Origin of the sequence: Micromonospora sp. NBC_01412, from assembly GCF_045040215.1 — a bacterium.
GTDB lineage: Bacteria > Actinomycetota > Actinomycetes > Mycobacteriales > Micromonosporaceae > Micromonospora > Micromonospora rubida.
In genome coordinates this window covers 2,598,015-2,623,922 of sequence record NZ_CP109528.1, presented here as the reverse complement: position 1 = coordinate 2,623,922, position 25,908 = coordinate 2,598,015, and the positions used below count along the sequence as shown (strand labels likewise).

The 25,908-nt window shown below is 73.5% G+C and carries 24 protein-coding genes; 19 read left to right on the top strand and 5 right to left on the bottom strand.

The features are described from left to right. Positions 1-97 precede the first annotated feature (97 nt). Both OG617_RS11960 and OG617_RS11955 read left to right on the top strand, forming a co-directional pair. The gene (locus OG617_RS11960; protein ID WP_405101294.1) at positions 98-406 is read left to right on the top strand and encodes a hypothetical protein; all 309 of its coding nucleotides are present in this window, start codon (positions 98-100) and stop codon (positions 404-406) included. Between the two features lie 62 nt (positions 407-468). After that, complete coding sequence (locus tag OG617_RS11955) at positions 469-969, top strand: hypothetical protein (RefSeq protein ID WP_405101292.1); 501 nt, start codon at positions 469-471, stop codon at positions 967-969. A gap of 18 nt (positions 970-987) precedes the next feature. Here the strand turns inward: OG617_RS11955 and OG617_RS11950 are convergent, their stop codons facing one another. Then, positions 988-1,977, bottom strand: coding sequence for an ABC transporter ATP-binding protein (locus tag OG617_RS11950; protein WP_405101290.1), 990 nt, complete (start codon positions 1,975-1,977; stop codon positions 988-990). Positions 1,978-1,979: 2 nt separating this feature from the next. On the opposite strand from OG617_RS11950, the gene OG617_RS11945 reads away from it, so the two are divergent. The 4 genes from OG617_RS11945 to OG617_RS11930 all read left to right on the top strand — a co-directional run bounded on the left by OG617_RS11945 (position 1,980) and on the right by OG617_RS11930 (position 6,363). After that, positions 1,980-2,663 carry an ABC transporter permease gene (locus OG617_RS11945; protein ID WP_405101288.1) on the top strand — a complete coding sequence of 228 codons (684 nt, stop codon included), beginning with the start codon at positions 1,980-1,982 and terminating at the stop codon, positions 2,661-2,663. A 94-nt stretch (positions 2,664-2,757) separates the two neighbouring features. Continuing rightward, a complete protein-coding gene (locus OG617_RS11940; RefSeq protein ID WP_396682573.1) occupies positions 2,758-3,483 on the top strand; it encodes an ABC transporter permease in 726 nt (241 codons plus the stop codon). A gap of 183 nt (positions 3,484-3,666) precedes the next feature. Continuing rightward, on the top strand, positions 3,667-4,668 hold the full coding sequence (locus OG617_RS11935; RefSeq protein WP_405101285.1) for a glycine betaine ABC transporter substrate-binding protein: 1,002 nt from the start codon (positions 3,667-3,669) through the stop codon (positions 4,666-4,668). A 102-nt stretch (positions 4,669-4,770) separates the two neighbouring features. After that, a complete protein-coding gene (locus OG617_RS11930) occupies positions 4,771-6,363 on the top strand; it encodes a hypothetical protein (RefSeq protein WP_405101283.1) in 1,593 nt (530 codons plus the stop codon). 54 nt (positions 6,364-6,417) lie between these two features. On the opposite strand, the gene OG617_RS11925 is transcribed toward OG617_RS11930, so the two are convergent. After that, entirely contained in the window at positions 6,418-7,587 is a 1,170-nt protein-coding gene (locus tag OG617_RS11925) for an NADH-quinone oxidoreductase subunit D (protein ID WP_405101281.1), read from the bottom strand. Continuing rightward, a complete protein-coding gene (locus OG617_RS11920; RefSeq protein ID WP_405101279.1) occupies positions 7,584-8,801 on the bottom strand; it encodes an SAM-dependent methyltransferase in 1,218 nt (405 codons plus the stop codon). Before OG617_RS11920 ends, OG617_RS11925 begins: the two co-directional genes overlap by 4 nt. Before the next feature lie 257 nt (positions 8,802-9,058). Here OG617_RS11920 and OG617_RS11915 point away from each other — a divergent pair, with 257 nt between their 5' ends. From OG617_RS11915 to OG617_RS11870, 10 genes are all read left to right on the top strand, one after another. Next, positions 9,059-10,036 (top strand): Rossmann-like and DUF2520 domain-containing protein, encoded by a 978-nt coding sequence (locus OG617_RS11915; RefSeq protein WP_405101276.1) that lies wholly within the window; start codon positions 9,059-9,061, stop codon positions 10,034-10,036. A 58-nt stretch (positions 10,037-10,094) separates the two neighbouring features. Beyond that, the gene (gene panC, locus OG617_RS11910) at positions 10,095-10,943 is read left to right on the top strand and encodes a pantoate--beta-alanine ligase (protein ID WP_396685087.1); all 849 of its coding nucleotides are present in this window, start codon (positions 10,095-10,097) and stop codon (positions 10,941-10,943) included. Between the two features lie 26 nt (positions 10,944-10,969). Further along, positions 10,970-11,395: an aspartate 1-decarboxylase gene (panD, locus tag OG617_RS11905; RefSeq protein WP_161686461.1), complete on the top strand. Its 426-nt coding sequence runs from the start codon at positions 10,970-10,972 to the stop codon at positions 11,393-11,395. A 113-nt stretch (positions 11,396-11,508) separates the two neighbouring features. Continuing rightward, positions 11,509-12,405, top strand: coding sequence for a septum formation family protein (locus tag OG617_RS11900; protein WP_405101273.1), 897 nt, complete (start codon positions 11,509-11,511; stop codon positions 12,403-12,405). A 77-nt stretch (positions 12,406-12,482) separates the two neighbouring features. Further along, positions 12,483-14,177 (top strand): L-aspartate oxidase, encoded by a 1,695-nt coding sequence (locus OG617_RS11895; RefSeq protein WP_405101271.1) that lies wholly within the window; start codon positions 12,483-12,485, stop codon positions 14,175-14,177. Between the two features lie 35 nt (positions 14,178-14,212). Beyond that, on the top strand, positions 14,213-15,118 hold the full coding sequence (gene nadC, locus OG617_RS11890) for a carboxylating nicotinate-nucleotide diphosphorylase (RefSeq protein WP_405101269.1): 906 nt from the start codon (positions 14,213-14,215) through the stop codon (positions 15,116-15,118). A gap of 89 nt (positions 15,119-15,207) precedes the next feature. Then, on the top strand, positions 15,208-15,966 hold the full coding sequence (locus tag OG617_RS11885; protein ID WP_350881422.1) for a type III pantothenate kinase: 759 nt from the start codon (positions 15,208-15,210) through the stop codon (positions 15,964-15,966). A 302-nt stretch (positions 15,967-16,268) separates the two neighbouring features. After that, positions 16,269-17,777: a lysine--tRNA ligase gene (gene lysS, locus OG617_RS11880; RefSeq protein ID WP_405101267.1), complete on the top strand. Its 1,509-nt coding sequence runs from the start codon at positions 16,269-16,271 to the stop codon at positions 17,775-17,777. Positions 17,778-17,892: 115 nt separating this feature from the next. Further along, entirely contained in the window at positions 17,893-18,237 is a 345-nt protein-coding gene (locus OG617_RS11875; protein ID WP_396685098.1) for an Lsr2 family protein, read from the top strand. Positions 18,238-18,811: 574 nt separating this feature from the next. Then, positions 18,812-21,343 (top strand): ATP-dependent Clp protease ATP-binding subunit, encoded by a 2,532-nt coding sequence (locus OG617_RS11870; protein WP_396685100.1) that lies wholly within the window; start codon positions 18,812-18,814, stop codon positions 21,341-21,343. Between the two features lie 222 nt (positions 21,344-21,565). On the opposite strand, the gene OG617_RS11865 is transcribed toward OG617_RS11870, so the two are convergent. Beyond that, positions 21,566-22,477, bottom strand: coding sequence for an A/G-specific adenine glycosylase (locus tag OG617_RS11865; protein WP_405101265.1), 912 nt, complete (start codon positions 22,475-22,477; stop codon positions 21,566-21,568). A 96-nt stretch (positions 22,478-22,573) separates the two neighbouring features. On the opposite strand from OG617_RS11865, the gene OG617_RS11860 reads away from it, so the two are divergent. The 3 genes from OG617_RS11860 (at position 22,574) to OG617_RS11850 (ending at position 24,549) form a co-directional block, all read left to right on the top strand. Further along, positions 22,574-23,086: a glycine cleavage system protein R gene (locus OG617_RS11860; RefSeq protein WP_161686443.1), complete on the top strand. Its 513-nt coding sequence runs from the start codon at positions 22,574-22,576 to the stop codon at positions 23,084-23,086. Then, positions 23,083-23,643 carry a peptide deformylase gene (locus tag OG617_RS11855; RefSeq protein ID WP_405101262.1) on the top strand — a complete coding sequence of 187 codons (561 nt, stop codon included), beginning with the start codon at positions 23,083-23,085 and terminating at the stop codon, positions 23,641-23,643. The genes OG617_RS11860 and OG617_RS11855 overlap by 4 nt, the downstream gene beginning before the upstream one ends. A 162-nt stretch (positions 23,644-23,805) precedes the next feature. Then, positions 23,806-24,549 carry a hypothetical protein gene (locus OG617_RS11850; RefSeq protein WP_405101260.1) on the top strand — a complete coding sequence of 248 codons (744 nt, stop codon included), beginning with the start codon at positions 23,806-23,808 and terminating at the stop codon, positions 24,547-24,549. A gap of 126 nt (positions 24,550-24,675) precedes the next feature. Here OG617_RS11850 and disA read toward each other — a convergent pair whose 3' ends face one another. Further along, complete coding sequence (disA, locus tag OG617_RS11845) at positions 24,676-25,860, bottom strand: DNA integrity scanning diadenylate cyclase DisA (RefSeq protein ID WP_396685107.1); 1,185 nt, start codon at positions 25,858-25,860, stop codon at positions 24,676-24,678. Between the last annotated feature and the right edge of the window lie 48 nt (positions 25,861-25,908).

The window sequence follows — 25,908 nt, the reverse complement described above, 5'->3', positions numbered from 1 at the left end:
GTGTCGACGGACGCACGGCCCGCACGGTGGCCGCCGACGGACGGCCCGCGCCGCGTCCGCCGCGCCCCCGGTGATCTCGGCGGTTAGGCTCGGCGGCATGACCGAGACACCTTCCACCGGTACCGGCGGGCACACGTTCGAGGAGCTGGACGCGCTCTCCACCGAGGAGCTTCGGGAGCGGGCGTTCGCGCTGGCCCGGGGGCGTCGCGACGTCGGATTCTTTTGGTCGGTGCTGCGCCACCTGCCCAACGCCGACGAGGCCGCCGTGCTGGACGGCGCGCCGAACTCGGTCGGCCCGACCGTCGACGAGGCGTCCGCGCTGTGGCGGGAGCTGACCGGGCACGGCTACGAGGAGGCGGCTCCGCTGCTGCGGGCCAAGTTCATCGACTATCTGATGAAGCGCTAGTCAGGCCGACCATGGTGGTCCGCAGGTTTGCCCGTCGGGGCGCACCGGGAACTGGTCGCGCCATGCCCCCCACCAACCGCTCCGGCGCGGTCAGCAGGTACGGGACCGCGGCCGGCACCGGCACCCTCGCGGTGCTGGTGCTCGTCGGGGTCTGCGGCAGCCCGTTGTACGTCGGGTGGGCGGAGGACAACACTGATCCGAACGGGGCGGGCGGTTGGTTCATGCGGCTGCTCGCCTGGCCGGCCTGGCGCCTCAGCTCCGACGACCCGGGGCAGGGGGTGCTCGCCACCGATCTGCGGGCCATCCTGCTGGTGATCCTGGCGGCGGCCCTGCTCTACCTGCTCCCGGCCTCGCAGGTGGCCCGGGTGCAGGGGTCGTTCAGCCAGTTCTTCTCCGGCTGGGGGGCGTACGTGCTGGCCGCCGGCCTGGCCGCGCTGGTCAGCACGCTGCTCGGGCCGGACCCGTCGCTGCTCGCCGCACTCCAGTCCGCCGGCACCGGCGCCACCTACGGCTTCCTCTCCGGCTGGATCATCGGCACCGCCAGCCTGGGCGGCCGGGCCTGACCCGGCCGCCCGGCGCGGTCAGCGTCCCGCGCCCAGCGCGCTTTCCCGGGTGAGCACCCCGGCCGGCCGGCCGTCAACGGTCACCAGCACCCGGTCCGCTCCGGCGGTGAGCATCACGGCCAGCGCGTCGTACGCCGACGAACCCAGCACCACCTCGGGCAGCCCGGCGGGGTCGACCGGTGCCGGGTCCAGCGCGTCCCGGGTGACCGGGGTTACGGCGAGCGCCCGGATGCCCCGGTCCTCGCCGACGAACTCCCGGACGAACGGGGAGGCGGGCGCCCCGAGCAGGGCCGCCGGGGTGTCGTACTGCTCCAGCCGGCCGCCCTGGGAGAGCACCGCGATCCGGTCGCCGAGCCGGACCGCCTCGTCCAGGTCGTGGGTGACCAGCACGATGGTCTTACGAACCTCCGCCTGGAGCCGGAGGAACTCCTCCTGCAACCGGGTCCGCACGATCGGGTCGACGGCCGAGAACGGCTCGTCCATCAGCAGCACCACCGGGTCGGCTGCCAGCGCCCGGGCCACCCCGACCCGCTGCCGCTGGCCGCCCGACAGCTCATGCGGGTAGCGGCGACCGAACTGCCCCGGGTCCAGCCCGACCAGCTCCAGCAGTTCCTCGGACCGGCGGCGGACCTGGTCCCGGGCCCAGCCGAGCAGCCGGGGGACGGTGCCGACGTTCGCCAGGACCGTCTGGTGCGGGAAGAGGCCGACGTTCTGGATCACGTAACCGATCCGGCGGCGCAGCTCGACCGGGTCGACCCGGGTCACGTCCTCGTCGCCGAGCAGGATCCGACCGCCGGTCGGCTCGATCAGCCGGTTGACCATGCGGAGCACGGTCGACTTGCCGCAGCCGGACGGGCCGATCAGCACCACCAGCTCCCCGGCCCTGACCTCCAGGCTCAGCTCGCGGACCGCCTCGGTGCCGTCCGGGTAGCGCTTACGGATGCCCTCCAGGCTGATCGACGCGGCCCTCTGGCCGGCGTCACCGGTGGTTGCCGGGGTAACGTCCACGCATGTCCTTCCGCCTGAGCTACCGGGCCGACCCGGGTAACCCGTGGTTCTCCTGGCAGTACGTGCGGGACAACTCTGACACGATCGTCGCCGCGCTGCGTGACCACGCCTCGCTGACCGTGCGGGCGGTGCTGATCGCCGCGCTGGTGGCCCTGCCGCTCGCCGTGGCGGCCCACCGGTTCCGCCCGCTCGCCGGCCCGATTCTCGCATTCACCGGCGTGCTCTACACGATCCCGTCCCTGGCGCTGTTCGCCTTCCTCGCTCCGTACCTGGGGATCGGGGCGGTGACCGTGCTCAGCGTGGTGGTGCTGTACGCGCTGCTGGTCATCGTCCGCAACGCCGTCGCCGGGCTGAGCCAGGTCCCGCCCGAGGTCCGCGAGGCCGCCGAGGGCATGGGGTACGGCCGGTGGGGCCGGCTGCTGAGGATCGAGCTGCCGCTGGCCCTGCCCGGCATCCTCACCGGTCTGCGGCTGGCCACCGTGTCGACCGTGGCGCTGGTGACCGTCGGGGTGGTGGTCGGCCGGGGCGGGCTGGGGCAGCTCATCTTCGCCGGCTTCCAGAACAACTTCTACAAGGCCCAGATCATGACCGGTACGCTGCTCTGCGTCCTGCTGGCCCTGGTGCTGGACCTGGTCCTCGCCGGGATCGGCCGGGCGGTCACCCCCTGGCTGCGCGGGGCGCGATGAGCGGCCACTGGACGGGCCCGGCGAGCAGCCATCACACGCCCCCGGCGGGCACCCGGGGGCGGGGGCCGATGAACGACTGCGGGAGGGTGACCCGGTGAGCAACCCGGTCGGCCAGGCTGTGCTCTGGCTCAACGACCCGCTGAACTGGACCAACCCGGGCGGCGTCCTGGACCGGCTCGGCGAGCACCTGAGCATCTCGGCGGCGGCCGTGCTGCTCGGCTGCCTGGTGGCCTGGCCCGTCGGGCTCTGGCTCGGGCACACCGGGCGGGGCGGCGGGCTGGTCGTGCTCGTCTCCAACGTCACCCTCGCCGTGCCGACCCTGGCCCTGTTGACCATCCTGCCGCTGACCTTCCTCGGCTTCGGCCGACCGTCGGTGGTGGTCGCGCTGGCCGTGTTCGCGGTGCCGCCGCTGCTGGCCAACGCGTACACCGGGGTGCGCCAGGTCGACCCGGAGGCCCGGGACGCGGCGCGCGGAATGGGGCTGTCCGGCGGGCAGGTGCTGCGCCGGGTGGAGCTGCCGCTGGCGGTGCCGTACCTCGCGGCCGGCTTCCGGACCGCGACGGTGCAGGTGTTGGCGACGGCCGCGCTGGCGTCGTTCGTCAACGGCGGCGGGCTCGGCCAGATCATCCGGGCCGGTTTCGGCCTGGACATCGCCGCCGGGGGTGGGCAGATCATCGCCGGGGGCCTGCTGGTGGCCGGGCTGGCGGTGCTGGCCGAACTGGTGCTGGCGCTGGTCGAGCGGGTGGTCACCCCGCGCCCGCTGCGCCCGGCCCGGCGTCGGGCCAACCGCCGCGCCGCGGACGCCGTCGCCGGCACCTGAGGGCCGTCCGCCCGCCGTTCGTACGCCTCCGGTGTGACGATCCGGTGACAAAGCGGGCCTCGGGTTGGCGGGGCCGGCCGACAGGATGTTGGGTGAGAGATCGCGGGCGATGACAAGAGGGTTCGCCCGTCGGACACGCGGCCGGCCCGAACGGGCCGCGCCGGGACACGGAAGGCGGGCTTGATGCGCGCACGTACACGCCTGGCAATCGGCGCGATCGGCGTCCTCGCGGTCGGGTTTCTCACCGGCTGCGGCGGCGCCGGGTCCTCCGGGACCGAGGCGCCCGAGCAGGGCGCGTCGGGGGCCGGGTGCGCCCCGGTTGCTGGTGAGCAGCTGGTCGTTCTGACCGACGACAAGAAGCTCCAGAACAGCGACAACATCCTTCCGGCGATCAACGCGAAGGTGGCCAAGCCGCAGCTGGTCGCGGCGCTCGACAAGGTCTCCGCGGCGCTGGACACCCCGAAGCTGATCGGCCTCAACAAGGCCGTCGTCGTCGACCGCAAGACCTCCAAGGTCGCGGCGGAGGAGTTCGCCGCGGCGAACAACCTCACGCAGGGGCTGGAGAAGGGGTCGGGCGGCACGATCGTGGTGGGCGCCGGCAACTTCAGCGAGAGCGAGACCCTCGCCGAGTTGTACCGGATCACCCTCACCGCCGCCGGCTACCAGGTCAAGGTGCAGCAGATCGGCAACCGGGAGCTCTACGAGCCGGCCCTGGAGAAGGGCGAGATCCAGGTCGTCCCGGAGTACGCGGCGACCATGGCCGAGTTCCTGAACACCAAGGCCAACGGCAAGGACGCCCCGGCGGTCTCCTCGCCCGAGCTGGAGAAGACCGTGGCCGCCCTCAAGGCCGGCGGTGACAAGGCCGGGCTCGCCTTCGGCGCGCCGTCCGCCGCGCAGGACCAGAACGCGTTCGCCGTCACCAAGGCCTTCGCCGACAAGTACGGGGTCACCACCCTCTCCGAACTGGCCGCCAAGTGCTCCGGCAGCGCCACCGTGCTGGCCGGCCCGCCGGAGTGCCCGCAGCGTCCGCTGTGCCAGGCCGGCCTGGTCAAGGTCTACGACTTCAAGGCCGGCTCCTTCAGCTCGCTGGACGCGGCCGGTCCGCAGACCAAGAACGCCTTGACGACGGGGAACGCCAGCGTCGGTCTGGTCCTCTCCTCCGACGGGGCCCTCGCGGTCAGCTGAACCACCACCGGTCGTCGGCGGCCCCGCGCCGCCGGCGACCGGTGCCCGTCAGGGCGTCCACCCCGTTCCCAGCCGCTGGAACTCTCGGTAGGCTGCACACCCATGCCCGACCCGGTTGCCGTCACCGACAGGCGTGAATCCCGTCTGCTGCCCGTGCTCTTCTGGACCGGCGTGGCGTTCGCCCCGGTCGCGGCGCTGATCCTGCTGGTCGCCGACGGCAACGGGCCGCTGCGGTTCGCCGCCGTGCTCGCCATCACAGCCGTGGTGCTGATCGGTCTCTCGATCGCCCTGCGCACGGACGGCGACGGCAGCCGGGCCGAGATCGAGGCCCTCCACGACGAGATCGAGGAGCTGCGCCGCGAGTTGCGCGGCGAGATGGTCGGCGCCGCGCAGCGCGGCAACCAGGCGCTCGACGCGTCCCAGCGGGCCCAGGACCAGGTCGCGGCGCTGCGTCGCCGGCTCGACGCCGTGGCGACGGCCGCCGCCCCCGAGCCGTCCGTCGAAAAGCCGGCCGGCGCGGGCCGCGCCCGGGTCCCGCTCGCCGAGGTGTACGACGACGCGCACCGGCACCGGGAAATCGACGAAGCCCCTGCCGGGCGGGTCCGGGTGCCCGGGACGGCCCACGACGACGAGCCGCCCGTCCACCGGCCCCGGCCGACCCCGCGTTACGGGGCCGAGCGGCCAGCCCAGCCCGGCGGCCCCGGCCCGGCGCCCCGACGGGCCGTGCCCGACACCCGCTCGTCCGGGCCGGTCGCCCCCGAGCCCGCTCCCCGCCCGGTCGGCATGGTCCGGCACACCGAGACCGTGCACGTCACCACCCGACACACCGTCGTCGACGGCCCGGAATCGGGCATGGGCCTGTACGGCGCCGGTCCCGCCGGCCGGTGGCCGCCCACGCCGCAGGAGCCCGGCCGGCCCGACGACGCCGGCCGGGCAGGTCAGTACGGCGATGCCGGCCGTGCGGGCCGGTACGACCACGCCGACGGGTCCGGTCACCGTGACGGGTACGACCAAGCCGACGGGCCGGGCTGGGGAGGCCACGTCGACGAGCCCGGTCGGGGAGGCGGGGCCGGTCGGGGAGGCGAGCCCGGTCGGGGAGGCCGGGCCGACGAGTCCGGGGGAATACGGGCGGGCGTGCCCGACGGGGCCCGGCACGCCGACCGGGGCTCGTGGGCCGCGCCGGGCTGGTCCGCCGAGGCCGGGCGTGCCCGCCCGTACCCGCCCGAGCCGGCGATCGAGGGACCCGGCCAGCGGTCGGAACTGCGGGCCGGGGAACGCTGGGCGGAGGTGCACGACGACGAGCGTGGCCGGGAGGTCCGAGTCGGTGAGCGGCGAGCCGCGGCACACACGGATGCCGCCGGCAGCGGATACCGGGTCGAGGACCACTGGGCGTCGGTCCGGCGGAGCGAGCCCCGCCCCGGGCGAGGCCAGGGCGAGCGGCGGTGGGACGAGGATCTCGGCGGGCGACGGCCGGACCCGGACCCCGGGGGGCGACGGCCGGACCCGGACCGGACCGGTCCCTGGCCGGACGCAGACCGCCGCGACGCCCCGCCGGCCGGGCAGTGGCGCGCGGGGGAGCCCGGCCCGGACCGGACCGGCCGGCACCAGCACGCCGACGAGGAGTGGTACGGCCACCCGCCCCGCGACGACACGCCCCGCGCCGGTGGCACCCGCGCGGCGGACCGCCGGCCCTGACCGCCGGCCGACCGGCCGGTGCCGGCCCCGGCGGAGCGCCGCGTGCGGCCCCGGCTACTTGTCGATGTCGCCCACCACGAAGAACATCGAACCGAGGATGGCGATCAGGTCCGGCACCAGGCAGCCGGGCAGCAGCGTGGCCAGCGCCTGCACGTTCGCGTACGACGCGGTGCGTAGCTTCAGCCGCCACGGCGTCTTCTCGCCCCTCGACACAAGGTAGTAGCCGTTGATGCCGAGCGGGTTCTCCGTCCACGCGTAGGTGTGCCCCTCCGGGGCCTTCACCACCTTCGGGAGCCGGGTGTTCACCGGCCCGGTGAGCCGGTCCACCCGGTCCAGGCACTGCTCGGCGAGGTCGAGTGAGGCGTACACCTGGTCGAGCAGCACCTCGAACCGGGCGTGGCAGTCCCCGGCGGTCTTGGTGACCACCGGCACGTCGAGCTGGTCGTACGCCAGGTACGGCTCGTCGCGACGCAGGTCCAGGTCCAGCCCGGAGGCCCGGGCGACCGGCCCGGACGCGCCGAACGCGGCGGCGTCGGCGGCCGACAGCACCCCCACCCCGACCGTGCGGGCCAGGAAGATCTCGTTGCGCCGGATCAGGTTGTCCAGGTCCGGCATCCGGCGGCGCACCTCGCCGATCGCCGCCCGGGCCCGGCCGGTCCAACCGGCTGGGACCTCCTCCTTCAGCCCGCCGACCCGGTTGAACATGTAGTGGATCCGGCCGCCGGAGACCTCCTCCATCACCGCCTGGATGGTCTCCCGTTCCCGGAACGCGTAGAAGACCGGGGTGATCGCGCCGATCTCCAGCGGGTACGAGCCGAGGAACATCAGGTGGTTGAGCACCCGGTTCAGCTCGGCCAGCGCCATCCGCAGCCAGGTGGCCCGCTCGGGTACCTCCATGCCCATCAGCCGTTCGACGGCCAGCACCACGCCCAGCTCGTTGGAGAACGCCGACAGCCAGTCGTGCCGGTTGGCCAGCACGATGATCTGGCGGTAGTCGCGCACCTCGAACAGCTTCTCCGCGCCCCGGTGCATGTACCCGACGATCGGCTCGGCGGCGACCACCCGTTCCCCGTCGAGGACCAGCTTCAGCCGCAGCACCCCGTGCGTGGACGGGTGCTGCGGGCCGATGTTGAGCACCATGTCGGTGCCGAGCTGCTCTCCGCCGGCCCCGGTGCCGACGGTCAGCTCGCGCAGGTCACCGGTGTCCGTGGTCATGCCCGTCATCGTGCCATGAGCGGATGGATGGTGACGCCGACCGGTTGGAGCAGCCACCGGTGTCCGCCGAGCCCGGCCGGGTCGGTCAGTTCGGCGACCGCCGACGCGGCGGCGAGCGCCCGCACGTACCGGGCCGGGTCGGTGGCGGCCAGGCTCAGCGGCGGTCGCCCGCCGTCGGCCCCGAGCGCCCGCAGCGCCTCCCGCTGGCCCACCAGCGTGTACGCCCCGCCGCCCGCCGCCGCCCCGGCCGCGCCGGCCGAGTCCATCGCCACGTGCGCCGTGACGTCGCAGGACCCGTCGGGCACGGGCGGCACCTGCCGCCCGCCCCGGTACCCGGCCAACGTCCCGCCAACCGGCCGGCCCCCACGAAGGTGCCCATAATCAACGGCCAACGCCACCCCCCGCTCAACCCGCCGAACGGCCGCACCCCAAGCCTCATCCCGCACCCGCCCAACCTCCACCCGCCCAACCCCCACAGCCCCCTCAACCCCCTCCCACCTCTCAGCGCCGTTGATCAAGAGGTTTGCGTCTGAATCCGGGCCCTTCCCGGACGTAAACTTCTTGATCAACGGGGCTGGGGACGGGGCTGAGGGTGGGGTGGGCCACCAGTGGGCTATCCAGGCGGTGTCCTCTGGGGTTAGAGGTTCGCCGGGGGTTTCCTTGCCCGTCTTGGGGTCTACCAGGAGGTAGCGCCAGCAGTTTCCGGTGGGCATGGCCAGGTCCAGTGGGACGTTGTCGAGCCATTCGGTGGCAACCAGCAGGCCGGTGATCCGGTCCGGGATCTCGTCCACCCAGTCGATCTCCGCCGGAAGGCCGTCGGGGCGGGGTGCCTTCTCGACGGCGGTGAGGCGTACCCGATGGGCCAGTGGGACCGGTGACGGTCGCGAGGGCGACGGGCGGGTGGCGGCCGGGGTGGTTTCCCCGGAACCCCCCACCGCGGACCCGGTGGCCTCGTCACCGGCCTCCGACGCCTCGGACCCGGCGAGCCCCGCCAGGGCGAGCAGCAACTCGCCACGTCCGGCGCCCACGTCCACCACGTGGAACGGGGTGGGGAATCCGAGGTCGGCGTCGAGCCGCGAGACGAGCCGGAAGAGCGCCGACGCGAACGCCTGGGACGCGTGCACGCTGGTCCGGAAGTGGCCCGCCGGGCCGGGGCCGGACACGAAGAAGCCCCCAGGTCCGTACAGCGCTTGGCTCATCGCGTCCCGCCAGCGGACCGGCATCAGGTCATTCCGTGTTCGGGAGCCGTCACCGTGCCGACCCTACGGTCTGTGGCCACGAGGCGATTCGTGATCCCCGCGCCCGGCGGTCGTACCACTGCTGGCCGGTGCCGCCGATCCGCCGTCGGGCCCGCCGCGCGACGCCGTGCCGGGCGGACGCCCAGCGGTGAAGGTTTTCACACCTTGTTGTTGCGGGTCCGTGGCCGCGGCGCATACTTGCGATCGACCGGTACCCCCTTTTAGAGGACTGGATCGTTGCCATGAGCGCACCGCTGCGCCCGCGTCCGGCAGCCCCCTCCCGGGCCGCCGTACCCGCGGGCGGCGCCCCTGCCGGCGCCCCGCTCGTCTTTCCCCGCGTGCTCACCGTCGGCGTGATCGGCGCAGGCCGGGTCGGCGCCGTACTGGGCGCCGCGCTCGCCGCCGCCGGACACCGGGTGGTCGCCGCCTCCGGCGTCTCCGGGGCGGCCAAGGCCCGGATCGCCCTGCTGCTCCCCGATGCCCGCAACCGCTCCGCCACCTCCGTGGCCCGGGCCGCCACCGACCTGCTGCTGATCGCCGTCCCCGACGACACGTTGGCCGGGGTGGTGGCTGGGCTCGCCGAGACCGGCGCGCTGCATCCCGGCCAGGTGGTCGCGCACACCTCCGGCGCGCACGGGCTGGGCGTGCTCGCCCCGGCCGCCGCCGTCGGGGCCCTGCCGCTGGCCCTGCACCCGGCGATGACCTTCACCGGTACGCCCGACGACCTCGGCCAACTCGCCGGCATCTCGTACGGGGTGACCGCCCCGGCCGAGCTGCGTCCGCTCGCCGCCCGGCTGGCCGCCGACCTCGGCGGGGTGCCGGAGTGGGTGGCGGAGGCCGACCGGCCGCTGTACCACGCGGCGCTGGCGCACGGGGCGAACCACCTGGTCACCTTGGTCAACGAGGCGGCCGACCGGCTGCGCGACGCCGGGGTGAGCCAGCCGGAGAAGGTGCTCGCCCCGCTGCTGCGGGCGGCGCTGGAGAACGCGCTGCGGCTCGGCGACGACGCGCTGACCGGCCCGGTGTCCCGGGGCGACGCCGGCACCGTACGCCGGCACCTGGAGCGGCTGGCCGCGACCGCGCCCGAGTCGGTGGCCCCGTACCTGGCCCTGGCCCGCCGGACGGCGGACCGGGCCATCGCGGCGGGCCGCCTGCGCCCGGCGGACGCCGAGTCGCTGCTCGACGTGCTCAGCGGGACCCATCGGGAGGTGGTGGCGTGAGCGTGAGGAGTGAGCCCGTCTTGCGAGCCCCGCAGTCGCGAACCGAGGTGGTGGAGCAGTGACGGAGTTGGTGCGGACCCGCGAGGAGCTGGCGAAGGCGTGCGCCGCGCTGACCGGCACGGTCGGGGTGGTGATGACCATGGGCGCGCTGCACTCCGGGCACGAGACGCTGCTGCGGGCCGCCCGGGAACGGGCCGACCACGTGCTGGTGACGATCTTCGTCAACCCGCTCCAGTTCGGCCCGAACGAGGACTTCGACCGGTACCCGCGCACCCTGGCGACGGACCTGGAGGCCTGCCGGCGGGCCGGAGCGGACCTGGTCTTCGCGCCGGACCGGGAGGAGATGTATCCGGACGGTGAGCCCCGGGTCCGGGTGAACCCGGGCCTGCTCGGCGAGGACCTGGAAGGGCTGAGCCGGCCGGGCTTCTTCCACGGGGTGCTCACCGTGGTGCTCAAGCTGTTCCAGCTCACCCGGCCCGACCTGGCGTTCTTCGGCGAGAAGGACTACCAGCAGCTCACCCTGGTCCGGCGGATGGCCCGGGACTTCGACGTGCCGGTCGAGGTGGTCGGCGTGCCGACCGTCCGGGAGCCGGACGGCCTGGCCCTGTCGAGCCGCAACCGCTACCTCTCGGCGCAGGAGCGGGAGGCGGCGCTGAGCTTGTCGGCCGCGCTGAGGGCCGGCGTGGACGCCGCCGACCGGGGACTGGACGCCGGCGCGGTGCTGGCCGAGGCCCACCGGGCGTTCGGCTCCGGCGCGGCCGGGGCCCGGCTCGACTACCTGGTGCTGACCGACCCGGACCTGGAACCCGGGCCGGTCGCCGGTCCGGCCCGGCTGCTGGTCGCGGCCTGGGTCGGCGCCACCCGGCTCATCGACAACGCGGCGATCCGGCTCGCCCCCCGCTCCTGACCTCTCCGCGCGCGAAAGGCACCCCGATGTTCCGCACCATGCTCAAGTCGAAGATCCACCGCGCCACGGTGACGCAGGCCGACCTGCACTACGTGGGCTCGGTGACGGTGGACCAGGACCTGCTCGACGCGGCCGACCTGCTCCCGGGCGAGCAGGTGGCGATCGTGGACGTCACCAACGGGGCCCGGCTGGAGACGTACGTGATCCCCGGCGAGCGGGGCAGCGGCGTGATCGGCATCAACGGTGCCGCCGCGCACCTGGTGCACCCCGGCGATCTGGTCATCCTGATCTCGTACGGGCAGCTGGACGACGCCGAGGCGCGGACGTACCGGCCCCGGGTGGTGCATGTGGACGCCGACAACCGGGTGGTCGAGCTGGGCGGCGACCCGGCCGCGGTGGCGCCGGGCACCGCCGGCGACCCGGTCCCGAGCCCGCTCGCCGTCGTCGGCTGACCGGACGGTCGGCTCGGCCGTCTGCGAACTTCGGCCCGTACGCGGTCTGTCACCGATGGTCATCTGTGGTTACTCTGGGGTCGCCGTCGTGAGCTGGTGGCTGGGGAGGCCCGATGCGCCGTGCGATGACGACCCTGTGCGCGGCAATGGCCGTGGCGGTCGTGCTGGTCGGCTGTGGTGCCTCCACGGGGCTCGACGGCGACCTCACCGACGACTGGGCGGCCCTCGCCCCGGCCGGGCCGTTCACCCCGGCCGCGGGGGTGTGCCAGTTCGCCGACTTCACCGAGGCGGTCACCCTGGCGGCGTACGCGCCGGTGGACTGCGCCGCCGCCCACCGGGTGGAGACCGTGCACGTGGGCGCGTTCCCGGCGGAGCGGGCCGCCCCGCCGGCCGGGGGGTCGACGGAGCTGCGCGGCGCGTTCGCCGACTGCGACACGAAGGCCACCGGGTACGTGGGCGACGACTGGCGGGCCGGCCGGCTCCGGCTGGCCGTGGCGCTGCCGTCGAAGCCCGGCTGGGCGTCCGGCGCCCGCTGGTACCGCTGCGACCTGACCGAGGTGAGCACCGCCGAGGTGGGGGCCGTGCCGGTCACCCGCACCGGGAGCCTGCGCGACGGGCTGAAGGTGGCGTCGCCGTTGCGGCTGGGCTGCCAGCGCACCGGGTCCGCCGGGAGGCGGGGGGCGCAGGTGCTGACGCCGGTCGGGTGTGCCACCCGGCACGACGCCGAGTTCGTCGGGGTGTGGAAGGCGCCGGACCGGCCGTACCCGACCAGGGACGCCGACTGGGCCCCCTTCTACACCGGCTGCCGCTCGGCGCTCGCCCGCTACGTCGGGGTGCCGGACGACGATGACCTGCGTTACCGCAGCGGCGTGGTGATCCGCCCGCCCGGAGCGGGCCGGTGGGGGGTCGGCGACCGGGGCGTCCGCTGCTACCTGTGGCTCAGCGACCGCTCGGTTACCGCCTCGCTCAAGGGGGCCGGCCCGGCGGGGGTCCCGGTCCGGACGAAGTAGCGGCGCCGGGCGCTGTAGCCGAACGCTCGTCGTGCCCCCGCCGCCCGGGGCGAGGAACCTTCGGGTTGACTGTGCTCATGGACGTACCGACCGTCGACCTGCCCGCCCTGCCGTCGCTGCTGGCCGCGCCCGCACCGGGATGGGTGGAGACCACCGACGTGGTCGTGATCGGTTCCGGGGTGGCGGGGCTCACCGCCGCGCTGCACCTGCGCGAGGCCGGCCTGCACGTCACCGTGGTCACCAAGGTCAACATCGACGACGGCTCGACCCGCTGGGCGCAGGGCGGCATCGCCGCCGTGCTCGACCCGGCGGACACCCCGGCGGCGCACGCGTCGGACACCGAGCTGGCCGGCGTCGGGCTGTGCGACCCGGCGGCCGTGCGGGTGCTGGTGGCGGAGGGGCCGACCCGGCTGCGGGAGCTGATGCGCATCGGCGCGGAGTTCGACCGCCATCCGGACGGCTCGCTCATGCTCACCCGCGAGGGCGGGCACCGGGCGGACCGGATCGTGCACGCCGGCGGGGACGCCACCGGCGCGGAGGTGCAGCGGGCCCTGCACGCGGCGGTCCGCCGCGACCCGTGGATCCGGCTGTTCGAGCACGCCCTGGTGCTGGACCTGTTGCGCGCCCCCGGTGACGGGCCCGGCGGCCTCGGCCCGGCCTGCGGGATCACCCTGCACGTGCTCGGCGAGGGCAGCGAGGAGGGCGTCGGGGCGATCCTGGCCCGGGCCGTGGTGCTGGCAACCGGCGGGATGGGGCAGATCTTCTCGGCCACCACCAACCCGGCGGTCTCCACCGGCGACGGGGTGGCCCTCGCCCTGCGGGCCGGTGCGACGGTCACCGACGTGGAGTTCGTCCAGTTCCACCCGACCGCGCTGATCACCCCGGCCGGTGCCGGGGTGCCTGGGGCCGGCCGGGCTCAGCAGCCGCTGGTCTCCGAGGCGCTGCGCGGCGAGGGCGCGCACCTGGTCGACGGCGACGGCAAGCGGTTCATGGTCGGCCAGCACGAACTGGCCGAGCTGGCGCCCCGGGACGTGGTGGCCAAGGGAATCCACCGGGTGCTGCTGGCCACCGGCGCCGACCACGTGTACCTCGACGCCCGGCACCTCGGCGGGGACTTCCTCGCCGGGCGTTTCCCCACCATCGTCGCCTCCTGCCTGGCCATCGGGGTGGACCCGGCCACCGACCTGATCCCGGTCGCCCCGGCCGCCCACTACGCGTCGGGCGGCGTCCGCACCGACCTGCGCGGTCGCACCTCCATCCCCGGCCTGTACGCCTGCGGCGAGGTGGCCTGCACCGGGGTGCACGGCGCGAACCGGCTGGCCAGCAACTCGCTGCTGGAGGGGCTGGTCTTCTCCCGCCGGATCGCCGAGGACATCGCCGTCGGCCTGCCCGACCAGGCCCAGCCGGCGGCCACCGGAGCGTGGGTCGGCGGGGGCGGCTGGGTGCTGCCCGCCGACGGGACGCCGGCCCTGCAACGGACGATGACCCGGGGTGCCGGAGTGCTGCGCTCGGCGCGGACGCTCGCGGGCACGGCCGGGGACCTCGGCGAGCTGGGCGCCGGTCGGGGCGTGCCCCGCACCGCCGACTGGGAGGCGACGAACCTGATCACCGTGGCGTCGGCCCTGGTCGCCGCCGCGTACGCCCGCCAGGAGACCCGGGGCTGCCACTGGCGGGAGGACTTCCCGACGGCGGACGAGCGGTGGCTGGGCCACCTGACCGGCGCGATCGGGTCGCAGGGCCGGTTGACGTCCCGGTGGGAGGGGACACGGTGAGTGAGTCCACGCAGTCGCGAACCGAGGGAGTTCCAGTGAGGGAGACGACGGAGCAGGCGCTGCGGGCCGGCGGGCTCGACCCGGCTGAGGTGCGGCGGGTGATCGTCACCGCGTTCACCGAGGATCTGGGTCCGGACTTCCTGGACGTCACCAGCGTCGCCACCATCCCGGCGACCCAGATGGACACCGCCGACCTGGTTGCCCGCGCCGACGGGGTGGTGGCCGGGCTGGCGGTCGCGGCGGCCGTGTTCGAGGTGGTCGGCGAGGTGACCGGGGCCGACGGTGGCGCAGGTGCCGTCGAGGTGTCGCTGGTGGCCCACGACGGCCGGCGGGTGGCCCGCGGCGATGTGCTGGCCACCGTGACCGGGCCCACCCGGCTGCTGCTCACCGCCGAGCGGACGGCGCTAAACCTGCTCTGCCGGCTGTCCGGGGTGGCCACCCACACCCGGGCCTGGGCGGACGCGCTGACCGGCAGCAAGGCGATGGTGCTGGACACCCGCAAGACCACCTCGGGCCTGCGGGCGCTGGAGAAGTACGCGGTGCGGGCCGGCGGCGGTACGAACAAGCGGATGGGCCTGTACGACGTCGCGATGATCAAGGACAACCACAAGTTCGCGGCCGGCGGTGTCGCGGCGGCCTACCGCCGGGTCCGGGCGGCCTTCCCGGATGTGCCGGTGCAGGTGGAGGTGGACACCCTCGCCGAGGCGCTGGAGGCGGTCGAGGCCGGCGCGGACTTTCTGCTGCTGGACAACATGACCCCGGCAACGCTGACCGAGGTGGTGGCCGCGGTGGGCGACCGGGCCGAGCTGGAGGCGACCGGCGGGCTGACCCTCGACGTGGCCGCGCGGTACGCGGCGACCGGGGTGGACTACCTGTCGGTGGGCGCGCTGACCCACTCCTCGCCGATCCTGGACGTCGCGCTGGACCTGCGGACGGAGTGAGCCGGGCCAGTGCGCCGCCACGGGCGTGCCGGCCGCCCGCGGGCGGCCGGCACGTGTCGTCCGGCGAGCCCGGCGTCTAGGCTGCGTGCGTGCTGCTCTGCATCGACATCGGAAACACCAACACCGTGCTGGCGACCTTCGACGGCGACAAGCTGGTGCACTCCTGGCGGGTCAAGACCGACGCCCGCTCGACGGCGGACGAGCTCGGGCTGATGTTCCGGGGGCTGCTGGCCGGTGACGCCGTGGAGATCACCGGGGTGGCAGCCTGCTCGACGGTGCCGGCCGCGCTGCGCTCGCTGCGCAACATGCTGGCCCGGTACTACGCCGACCTGCCGAGCGTGATCGTCGAGCCGGGGGTACGCACCGGCGTGCAACTGGCGATCGACAACCCCAAGGAGGTCGGCTCGGACCGGGTGGTGAACACGCTCGCCGCGTACACCCTCTTCGGCGGGCCGTCGATCGTGGTGGACTTCGGCACCACCACCAACTTCGACGTGATCAGCGGGCGGGGGGAATTCCTCGGCGGCGCGTTCGCCCCGGGCATCGAGATCTCTTTCGACGCGCTCGCGGCCCGCGCCGCCCAGTTGCGCAAGGTGGAGGCGACCAGGCCCCGGTCGGTGATCGGCAAGAACACCGTCGAGTGTCTCCAGTCCGGCCTGTACTTCGGCTTCGCCGGCCAGGTCGACCGGATCGTCGAGCGGATGGTCGAGGAATTGGGCGAGGTGAAGGCGGTGATCGCCACCGGCGGGCTGGCCTCGGTGGTGATCGGCGAGTGCCGGACCATCACCCACCACGAGCCGATGATCACCCTGATCGGGCTGCGGATGGTCTACGAGCGCAACGTCTGACCGGCCCGCTGCCGGTCAGCGGCGGCGGGCGCGGAAGACCAGCGTCCGGTACGGCAGCGCGAAGCGTTCCCGGCCGGCCAGGTCGGGGTGGGTGGCGGCGAGCTCGGAGGCGGGGCGTCGGACCCGTCGAGCGCCCAGCGCGCCGCCTCCTGCGGATAGCGGGGACGGCTGCGGCCGCCCCGAAAGAGAGGGCCTGAGTGGGGTCGGTCATGGCGGGCAGGTTATCCCGTAACGACCGCCGGGGCGCTTGAGTACGCTCGGGGCCTGACCCCGCCGGAATCTCCCTACTGAGGAAGCGTGCCGTGATCGAGCAGAACGCCGTGCCAGTCGACCCCGCCGATGACCTTCCCGAGCAGATGAAGGTCCGCCGGGAGAAGCGGGACCGGATGCTCGCCGAGGGCGTCGAGCCGTACCCCGTCGGATACCCCCGGACCAGCACGCTGGCGGAGATCCGCGAGAAGTACGCCGACCTGCCCACCGACACCGCCACCGGCGACCGGGCCTCGGTCACCGGACGGGTGATCTTCATCCGGAACACCGGCAAGCTGTGCTTCGCCACCCTGCGCGACGGCGACGGCACCGAACTCCAGGCGATGCTCTCCCTGGACCGGGTCGGCGCGGCGCGGATGGAGGACTGGAAGCGCCTGGTCGACCTGGGTGACCACGTCGGGGTGAGCGGCGAGGTGATCACCAGCCGTCGGGGTGAGCTGTCGGTGCTGGTCGAGCAGTGGGCGGTCACCGCCAAGGCGCTGCGCCCCCTGCCGGTGGCGCACAAGCCGCTCAGCGAGGAGGCCCGGGTCCGCCAGCGGTACGTCGACCTGGTCGTCCGCCCCCAGGCGCGGCAGATGGTGCGGACCAGGGCCGCCGCGGTGCGCAGCCTGCGTGACTCGCTGCACCGACAGGACTTCATCGAGGTGGAAACCCCGATGCTCCAGTTGCTGCACGGCGGGGCCGCCGCCCGGCCATTCGTGACCCACAGCAATGCGTTGAACACTGATCTGTATCTCCGAATCGCGCCGGAACTGTTTCTCAAGCGGGCCGTCGTCGGCGGCGTCGACCGGGTCTTCGAGATCAACCGCAACTTCCGTAATGAGGGTGTCGACTCCTCGCACTCGCCGGAGTTCGCGATGCTCGAGGCGTACCAGGCGTACGGCGACTACGACACCATGGCCACGCTCACCCGCAATCTGGTGCAGCAGGCGGCGATCGCGGTCGCCGGGTCGACCGTGGTGACACACGCGGATGGTCAGGAGTTCGATCTGGGCGGCGAGTGGCGTTCGGTGACGCTCTTCGGGGCGCTTTCCGGGGCGCTCGGCGAAGAGGTCACGGTCCGCACCGAGCGGGCCAGCCTGGTCGAGTACGCCGACAAGGTCGGCCTGGCCGTCGACCCGAAGTGGGGGCCGGGGAAGCTGGCCGAGGAGCTCTTCGAGGAACTGGTCGTGCCGGGGCTGCGGGCACCCACCTTCGTCCGGGACTACCCGGAGGAGACCAGCCCGTTGACCCGGGCGCACCGCGGCGAGCCGGGCCTGGCCGAGAAGTGGGACCTGTACGTCCTCGGGTTCGAGTTGGGCACGGCGTACTCGGAGCTGGTCGACCCGGTGGTGCAGCGGGAGCGGCTGGTGGCCCAGGCGCAGCTCGCCGCCCGGGGCGACGACGAGGCGATGCGGCTGGACGAGGATTTTCTCCGGGCCATGGAGTACGGAATGCCGCCGGCCGGGGGTATGGGAATGGGAATCGACCGGCTGCTGATGGCGCTCACCGGCCTGGGAATTCGGGAAACCATCCTCTTCCCGTTGGCCCGGCCCGAGTAGGGGTTCCCGGGCCCCGGCCGGGGTCGGATACCGCGTCCTATTGACGTGACAAGTGGCGGGCGGGTTATTGTGCTGTCAGTTTGCAGGAAAACCCTGCTCGAAAGGAATGTGGGACGTGGCCAAGCAGATCATTCACAAGCTGGTCGATGACCTGGACGGCGGGGACGCTGACGAGACAGTCAAGTTCGCGCTCGACGGTGTTCAGTACGAGATCGACCTCTCCAAGGCGAACGCCGTGAAATTGCGTGACGTTTTCGCGCGGTACGTCGGTGCCGGCACGAAGGTGGGCCGGGGCGGCGTGGTGGTCGGCGGCCGGGCCGCGCGCGGCCGGGGTGGTGCCACCGCCGACCGCGAGCAGAACAAGGCGATCCGGGAGTGGGCCAAGGGGAAGGGCAAGGACATCTCCGACCGGGGGCGCATCCCCCAGGAGATCGTCGACGAGTTCCACGCCACGCGCTGAGCGAGGACGTCGCGGGGTCACCGCCTAGGCGTCGAAGGGCGTGCCGGGGGATCTCGGGGGCAGACCCGACACGGGGGACGCGGGCGACACCGACGCCGGACCGGAGCATGTCTCCGGCCCGGCGTCGCCGTTCCCGCGCCCTGGCGTCCTGACGTCTCGCTCCTGGTGCCTCGGCGCCCGGACGCCCCGGTGTGCCGGGGTGGGAAGAGCCGGGCCGGTCCGGGCGTTGTCCACAGCCGGTGGAGAATCTGTCCACAGCCTGTGGACGACCGCCCGTCGGGGCGACCGGAGCGGCCGCGGGGCCCGGGAGGGCCTGCGGAGGCCGCGGAAGCCGGTCCGACCGGTGGTCCGAATTTCGCTCTGCGCGTACAGCCGGGGACACCGGAACAGCGCCTGAGCGCGGACGGTTGTCAAAAACGACGCGTACCGACCTCCCGCCGAGGACACACGACCTCAGCGGAGTCGGTCGGCGGCGATAGAGTAAGGAGGCACGGACGCCCATCCCGGACGTCCGCGCACCGGCCCCGCCGAGATCTGACCATCAAGGCGCACGGCACGTGAGGAGCACGAGGGCATGTTCGAGCGGTTCACCGACCGAGCGCGACGGGTTGTCGTCCTGGCCCAAGAAGAGGCCCGGATGCTCAACCACAACTACATCGGTACGGAGCACATCCTGCTGGGCCTGATCCACGAGGGCGAGGGTGTCGCGGCAAAGGCTCTGGAGAGCCTCGGCATCTCCCTTGAGGGCGTCCGCCAGCAGGTCGAGGAGATCATCGGCCAGGGCCAGCAGGCGCCGAGCGGGCACATCCCGTTCACGCCTCGGGCGAAGAAGGTGCTGGAGCTGTCGCTGCGCGAGGCGCTGCAGCTCGGCCACAACTACATCGGCACCGAGCACATCCTGCTCGGCCTGATCCGCGAGGGCGAGGGCGTCGCCGCCCAGGTCCTCGTGAAGCTCGGCGCCGACCTGAACCGGGTCCGCCAGCAGGTCATCCAGCTGCTCTCCGGCTACCAGGGCAAGGAGCCGGCCGCCGCCGGGGCCGCCCCGGGCGAGGCCGCGCCGTCGACCAGCCTGGTGCTGGACCAGTTCGGCCGGAACCTGACCCAGGCCGCCCGCGAGGGCAAGCTCGACCCGGTCATCGGGCGCGAGAAGGAGATCGAGCGGGTCATGCAGGTGCTGTCCCGCCGCACCAAGAACAACCCGGTCCTGATCGGTGAGCCCGGCGTCGGCAAGACCGCCGTGGTGGAGGGCCTGGCCCAGAAGATCATCAAGGGCGAGGTGCCCGAGACGCTGAAGGACAAGCAGCTCTACACCCTCGACCTCGGCGCGCTGGTCGCCGGCTCCCGCTACCGCGGTGACTTCGAGGAGCGCCTGAAGAAGGTCCTCAAGGAGATCCGCACCCGCGGCGACATCATCCTGTTCATCGACGAGATCCACACTCTCGTCGGAGCGGGCGCGGCCGAGGGCGCGATCGACGCGGCGAGCATCCTGAAGCCGATGCTGGCCCGGGGTGAGCTGCAAACCATCGGCGCGACCACCCTGGACGAGTACCGCAAGCACCTGGAGAAGGACGCCGCCCTGGAGCGGCGGTTCCAGCCCATCCAGGTGGGTGAGCCGTCGCTGGCCCACACCATCGAGATCCTCAAGGGCCTGCGCGACCGCTACGAGGCGCACCACCGCGTGTCGATCACCGACGCCGCCCTGGTGGCCGCCGCGACCCTGGCCGACCGCTACATCTCCGACCGCTTCCTGCCGGACAAGGCGATCGACCTGATCGACGAGGCCGGTGCCCGGATGCGGATCCGCCGGATGACCGCGCCGCCAGACCTGCGGGACTTCGATGAGCGGATCGCCCAGGTCCGCCGCGACAAGGAGTCCGCGATCGACGCGCAGGACTTCGAGCGGGCGGCCCAGCTCCGCGACAAGGAGAAGCAGCTCCTCGGTCAGAAGGCGCAGCGGGAGAAGGAGTGGAAGGCCGGTGACCTGGACGTCGTCAGCGAGGTCGACGACGAGCAGATCGCCGAGGTCCTCGGCAACTGGACCGGCATCCCGGTCTACAAGCTGACCGAGGAGGAGACCTCCCGCCTGCTGCGCATGGAGGACGAGCTGCACAAGCGCGTCATCGGCCAGGAGGACGCGGTCAGGGCGGTCTCGAAGGCGATCCGGCGGACCCGGGCCGGCCTGAAGGACCCGAAGCGGCCGTCCGGCTCGTTCATCTTCGCCGGTCCGTCCGGCGTCGGTAAGACCGAGCTGTCCAAGGCGCTCGCCGAGTTCCTGTTCGGCAGCGAGGACGCCCTGATCCAGCTGGACATGTCCGAGTTCCACGACCGGTACACGGTGTCCCGGCTCGTCGGTGCCCCTCCCGGCTACGTCGGCTACGACGAGGGCGGGCAGCTGACCGAGAAGGTGCGCCGCAGGCCGTTCTCGGTGGTCCTGTTCGACGAGATCGAGAAGGCCCACCCGGACGTCTTCAACACCCTGCTCCAGATCCTGGAGGACGGGCGTCTGACGGACGGTCAGGGCCGGATCGTGGACTTCAAGAACACGGTCATCATCCTGACCACCAACCTGGGCACCCGTGACGTGGCCAAGGCGGTGTCGATGGGCTTCCAGGCGTCGGAGGACTCCGAGTCCAACTACGACCGGATGAAGCAGAAGGTCAACGACGAGCTCAAGCAGCACTTCCGGCCCGAGTTCCTGAACCGGATCGACGACACCATCGTCTTCCACCAGCTGCGGCAGCAGGAGATCCTGTCGATCGTCGACATCATGATCGCCCGCATCGAGAGCCAGATGCGCAACAAGGACATGGGCCTGGAGCTGACCGACAACGCCAAGAAGTACCTGGCGCTCAAGGGCTTCGACCCGGTGCTCGGGGCGCGTCCGCTGCGTCGGACGATCCAGCGTGACATCGAGGACAACCTGTCCGAGCGGATCCTGTTCAACGAGCTGACCCCGGGTCAGATCGTGGTCGTGGACTGCGAGGGCGACCCGAACGACATCGACAAGTCCAGTCTCGTCTTCCGGGGCACCGACCGGCCGGCCGCCGTGCCGGACGCCGTCCCGGCCGACCTCGGCGGTACCGCCGCCGCGGGCGCGGACGAGTAGACGACAGCGCTGGGATAGGCGACAGCGCAAGAGGGCGACGGCCCCGGTCGGCGAGAGCCACCGGGGCCGTCGCCTTTCGTCGCGCCGTCCACACACCGACGGGACGTCCGGGGGGCGGATGACCGGCTGTGTGGAGGTCGCGGACGACCTGTCGGGCAAGGTCCCCACCCCGATGGGACCGTCCGGGGGGCGGAGGCCCGGGCCGCGTCCGGGGGCGGTGGGTCAGCCGCCCGTGGGCAGCGCCGGGGCCGTGGGGCCGTCGCCGGCCAGGCGGAACTCCGCCCCGCCGACCGGCTCCACCAGGCCGTCGGTGACCAGCCCGGCCAGCGCCCGGGAGCGCTGCACGTCGTCGGTCCAGACCTGGTCCAGCCGCTGGCGCGGTACCGGGCCGGTGGCCTCCCGCAGCACCGCCAGCAGCAGTCCGCGTACCTGCCGGTCGGTGCCGGCGTACCGCTGGGGCCGGCGGGTCGGGCCGGCCGGGGCCGCCTGACCGGACGCCCGCCAGGCGCATACGGACTTCACCGGGCATCCCGGGCAGCGGGGCGAGCGGGCGGTGCAGACCACCGCCCCCAGCTCCATGAACGCGGCGCTGGCCAGCGCGGCGGCGGCCGGATCCGAAGGCAGCAGCTCCTCGGTGGCCACCAGGTCGGCGGGGCGGGTGGCCGGGCCGGCGTCCGGCTCCCCGGCGATCGCCCGGCAGACCACCCGGCGCACGTTGGTGTCCACCACCGGGTGCCGCTGACCGTACGCGAACGCGGCCACCGCGCGGGCCGTGTAGGTGCCCACTCCGGGCAGCGCCAGCAGCTGGTCCAGTCGGTCCGGCACCGCGCCGCCGTGCCGCTGGACGATCGCCACCGCACAGTCGCGCAGCCGTACCGCCCGGCGGGGATAGCCGAGCCGCCCCCACATCCGGATCGCCTCGGCGGGCGTGTCGGCGGCGAGCGCGGCGGGGGTCGGCCAGCGGGTCAACCACGCGTGGAAGGCCGGCAGCACCCGCACCACCGGTGTCTGCTGGAGCATGACCTCGCTGACCAGGATCGCCCATGCGCCCACACCGGGCACCCGCCACGGCAGGTCGCGGGCGTTCTGCTCGTACCACCGGCTGACCAGGGTGGCGAAAGTGGGTTCGGACATCGCGTCGCCGATCATGTCATGGGCGATCTTCCCGCAGGTTGGGCGGGCCGGGCGGGGCGGCACGGGGGACAGGACCGGATCGGGCAGAATGCCCGGATGAACGAGCTCGCGATCACCGTCATCGGCCGGGACCGGCCCGGCATCGTGGCCGACGTCGCCGAGGTGCTCGCCCGGCTCGGCGCGAACCTCACCGACTCCACCATGACCCGGCTGCGGGGTCACTTCGCGATGACCCTGATCTGTGTCGGCCCGGCCGCCGCCGACGTCGAGGCCGGGCTGGCCCCGCTCGCCGCCGACGGTCAGCTCCTGGCCACCGTACGGGCGGTCACCCCCGACGGCGCGACGCCGCCAGCGGGCGAGCCGTACGTGCTTTCGGTGCACGGCGCGGACCGGATGGGCATCGTCGCGGCGATGACCCGGGTGCTGACCGACGCGGGCGGCAACGTCACCGACCTGAGCACCCGGCTGACCGGCTCGCTGTACGTGGTGGTGGCCGAGGTCGAGCTGCCGCCGGGGTCCTCCGACGAGGTGGCCGGCCGGCTGGCCCGTAGGGCCGCGGAGTTGGGCGTCGGGGTCAGCCTCCGTCCGGCGGACTCGGACCTGCTGTGACCGCGGAGTACGTCGGTCTCGGCGGCTGGACACCCGAGGCGTTGGCGGTGCCCGGCGAAGTGCGTGCGGTGGTCTCGGCCCCGGACCCGGTGCTCAGCAGGCCCGGGCCGGAGGTGGACCCGACCTCCGACGAGTCGGTCCGCCTCGCCGCCGACCTGGTCGCCACGATGCGCGTCTCGCCGGGCTGCGTGGGCCTCGCCGCGCCCCAGGTCGGCGTGGGCGCCCAGATGTTCGCGGTCGACATCACCGGGCACCCGAAGGCGGTGACCGTGCACGGAACCTTCGTGCTGTGCAACGCCCGGGTGGTGGAGGCGAGCCGGTGGAAGGCGGGCCGGGAGGGCTGCATGTCGGTGCCCGACCTGACGGGCGACGTCAAGCGGGCCAGCCGGCTGGTCGTCGAGGGGGTGCTCCCGGGCACCGGCGCGGCGGTGCGGCTGGTCACCGACGGGTTCGAGGCGCGGGCGTTGCAGCACGAGATCGATCACTGCGCCGGCCTGCTCTTCCTCGACCGGGTGGCCGGTGCGCACGCGATCTACCAGCGCAAGGTGTACCTGTGAGCCTGGCCGGGCGGGGCCCGGGCCGGGAGCCGGCCCGCCCGGCGTCGGGGGCGGGCCTGGGTCGGGCGGCTGTCGTGAGTGGAGAGCCGTGCCGGTGAGCGGTGGGTCGTCCGGCGCGTCGCGCCGGACGAGGGTGGGGCACGCCGTTACGGTGGAGGCATCATGCGTCTGACGGTCGGCCCCCTGCCATCCGCCGTGTACTGGCGGCGTCGAGCCGTCGTGGTCGGAGCGGGGCTTCTTTTCCTGATTGTCCTGCTCTATTCCTGCAACAAGGCGGGCAACACCGGCACCACTCCGCAGGCGAAGGTGACCCCGACGCCGACTGTGGCCCCGGCAGCCGGCGACCCGTCCGCGGCCCCGGACCCGAGCGGCTCGGTGCTGTCCCCGCAGACCGGCACCCCGCCCGGCGGCTCGGACGACTCCGGCAGCGACTCCGGCGCCTCGGGCGATCCGGGACTTCCGGCCGGTCCGACCGGGAACGACGCTCCGGCAGCCCCGGGCGCCGACGCCGGGACGTGCACCGACGCGGAGATCTCGGTGACTCCGGCGGCGGTGCCGTCGTCGGCGCAGCGGGGCACCGTGGTCAGCCTCCAGCTCAAGATCAAGAACAAGTCGAACCGCACCTGCAGCCGGGACGTCGGCGCGGACTTCCAGGAGCTGTACGTGAAGTCCGGCGCGGAGAAGGTCTGGTCCTCCGACACCTGCGGCAACGTGAAGGGCTCGGACGTGCAGTCGTTCACCCCGGGCTTCGAGCGGTCGTACCAGGTGGATTGGAACGGCAAGGACACCAGCCGCTGCAAGGACGGGCTGGCCAATGGCCCGTTCCCGCTGGCCGGGAGTTACCAGGTCTTCGGGCGGCTGGACACGAAGCTGAGCGAGCCGGTGAAGCTGACCGTCACCGGCTGAGCCGGACAATCCGCCGCGCGGGGCCGGTCGGGCCGTATGGTGCGGGCCCCGTGCCGGGCCGTACGGTGCGGGTCGTGCGGGTCGGGCCACACGGTCGGCCAGGCGGGACCGGCGGTGCGGGGCGTGTCAGACGTAGCGTTCCAGGATGGACGCCTCGGCGAGCCGGGACAGCCCCTCCCGGACGCCCCGGGCCCGGGCGTCACCGACGCCCTCGACGGCCTGTAGGTCCTCCACGGTGGCACCGAGCAGCCGCTGGAGGCTGCCGAAGTGCAGCACCAGCCGGTCGACGATCGCCACCGGCAGGCGGGGGACCTTCGCCAGCAGCCGGAAGCCGCGCGGGCTGACCGCCGCGTCCAGCGCGTCGGAGGCCGCCGGGTAGCCGATCGCCTTGGCCACCGCGACCAGGTCGATCAGCTCGGTGGCACCCAGCAGGTCCAGCTCGACCAGCGCCTCGTCCAGCGTGCGGGGCTTGCGGCCGGTGGGCAGGTAGTCCCGGATGACCAGGGTGCGGTCGGCGTCCACGCCGGCCATCAGCTCGTCGAGCTGGAGGGCGAGCAGCCGGCCGTCGGTGCCCAGCTCCACCACGTACCCGGCGATCTCGTCGGCGATCCGGCGGACCATCTCCAGCCGCTGCACCACCGCCACCGCGTCCCGGACGGTGACCAGGTCCTCGATCTCCAGGGCGGACAGGGTGCCGGAGACCTCGTCGAGGCGCAGTTTGTAGCGCTCAAGCGTGGCCAGGGCCTGGTTGGCCCGGGACAGGATGGCCGCCGAGTCGTCCAGCACGTGCCGCTGGCCGTTGACGTAGAGGCTGATGATCCGCATCGACTGGCTGACCGAGATGACCGGGTAGCCGGTCTGCCGGGCCACCCGCTCGGCGGTGCGGTGCCGGGTGCCGGACTCCTCGGTGGGGATCGACGGGTCCGGCATCAGGTGCACGGCCGCCCGGACGATCCGGGTGCCGTCGCTGGACAGCACCACCGCGCCGTCCATCTTGCACAGCTCGCGGACCCGGGTCGCCGAGAACTCCACGTCCAGCGGGAAGCCGCCGGTGCACAGCCCTTCGACCACCTTGTCGTAGCCGAGGACGATCAGCGCGCCTGTCCGGCCGCGCAGGATCCGCTCCAGGCCGTCACGCAGTGCGGTGCCGGGCGCCATGAGCGCCAGATTGGCCCGTAGCGGGTCGCCGCTCGCGCCGCCGCCGCTCCCGGTCACGCTGACGCTGATCGGACGGGCGGGCGAGCCCACGGCACCGGTGCGGGCGTGGGGTGTCGCGCCGGCGGTTTTGCTGGCATCGCGGTCGATCGGCACCCGCACAGTCTACGGACTGGCGTGCGGTGGGTGCTGTCGTGGTTACTG

What these genes read in the sequence shown, in the direction of transcription:
- panD (WP_161686461.1), top strand. Translation starts at nt 10,970, where the DNA reads ATGTTCCGCACCATGCTCAAGTCGAAGATCCACCGCGCCACGGTGACG.
- OG617_RS11960 (WP_405101294.1), top strand. Translation starts at nt 98, where the DNA reads ATGACCGAGACACCTTCCACCGGTACCGGCGGGCACACGTTCGAGGAG.
- OG617_RS11870 (WP_396685100.1), top strand. Translation starts at nt 18,812, where the DNA reads ATGTTCGAGCGGTTCACCGACCGAGCGCGACGGGTTGTCGTCCTGGCC.
- OG617_RS11915 (WP_405101276.1), top strand. Translation starts at nt 9,059, where the DNA reads ATGAGCGCACCGCTGCGCCCGCGTCCGGCAGCCCCCTCCCGGGCCGCC.
- OG617_RS11945 (WP_405101288.1), top strand. Translation starts at nt 1,980, where the DNA reads ATGTCCTTCCGCCTGAGCTACCGGGCCGACCCGGGTAACCCGTGGTTC.
- OG617_RS11850 (WP_405101260.1), top strand. Translation starts at nt 23,806, where the DNA reads ATGCGTCTGACGGTCGGCCCCCTGCCATCCGCCGTGTACTGGCGGCGT.
- OG617_RS11920 (WP_405101279.1), bottom strand. Translation starts at nt 8,801, where the DNA reads ATGCCGGTCCGCTGGCGGGACGCGATGAGCCAAGCGCTGTACGGACCT.
- OG617_RS11955 (WP_405101292.1), top strand. Translation starts at nt 469, where the DNA reads ATGCCCCCCACCAACCGCTCCGGCGCGGTCAGCAGGTACGGGACCGCG.
- OG617_RS11865 (WP_405101265.1), bottom strand. Translation starts at nt 22,477, where the DNA reads ATGTCCGAACCCACTTTCGCCACCCTGGTCAGCCGGTGGTACGAGCAG.
- OG617_RS11900 (WP_405101273.1), top strand. Translation starts at nt 11,509, where the DNA reads ATGCGCCGTGCGATGACGACCCTGTGCGCGGCAATGGCCGTGGCGGTC.
- OG617_RS11895 (WP_405101271.1), top strand. Translation starts at nt 12,483, where the DNA reads ATGGACGTACCGACCGTCGACCTGCCCGCCCTGCCGTCGCTGCTGGCC.
- OG617_RS11925 (WP_405101281.1), bottom strand. Translation starts at nt 7,587, where the DNA reads ATGACGGGCATGACCACGGACACCGGTGACCTGCGCGAGCTGACCGTC.
- OG617_RS11935 (WP_405101285.1), top strand. Translation starts at nt 3,667, where the DNA reads ATGCGCGCACGTACACGCCTGGCAATCGGCGCGATCGGCGTCCTCGCG.
- OG617_RS11860 (WP_161686443.1), top strand. Translation starts at nt 22,574, where the DNA reads ATGAACGAGCTCGCGATCACCGTCATCGGCCGGGACCGGCCCGGCATC.
- OG617_RS11930 (WP_405101283.1), top strand. Translation starts at nt 4,771, where the DNA reads ATGCCCGACCCGGTTGCCGTCACCGACAGGCGTGAATCCCGTCTGCTG.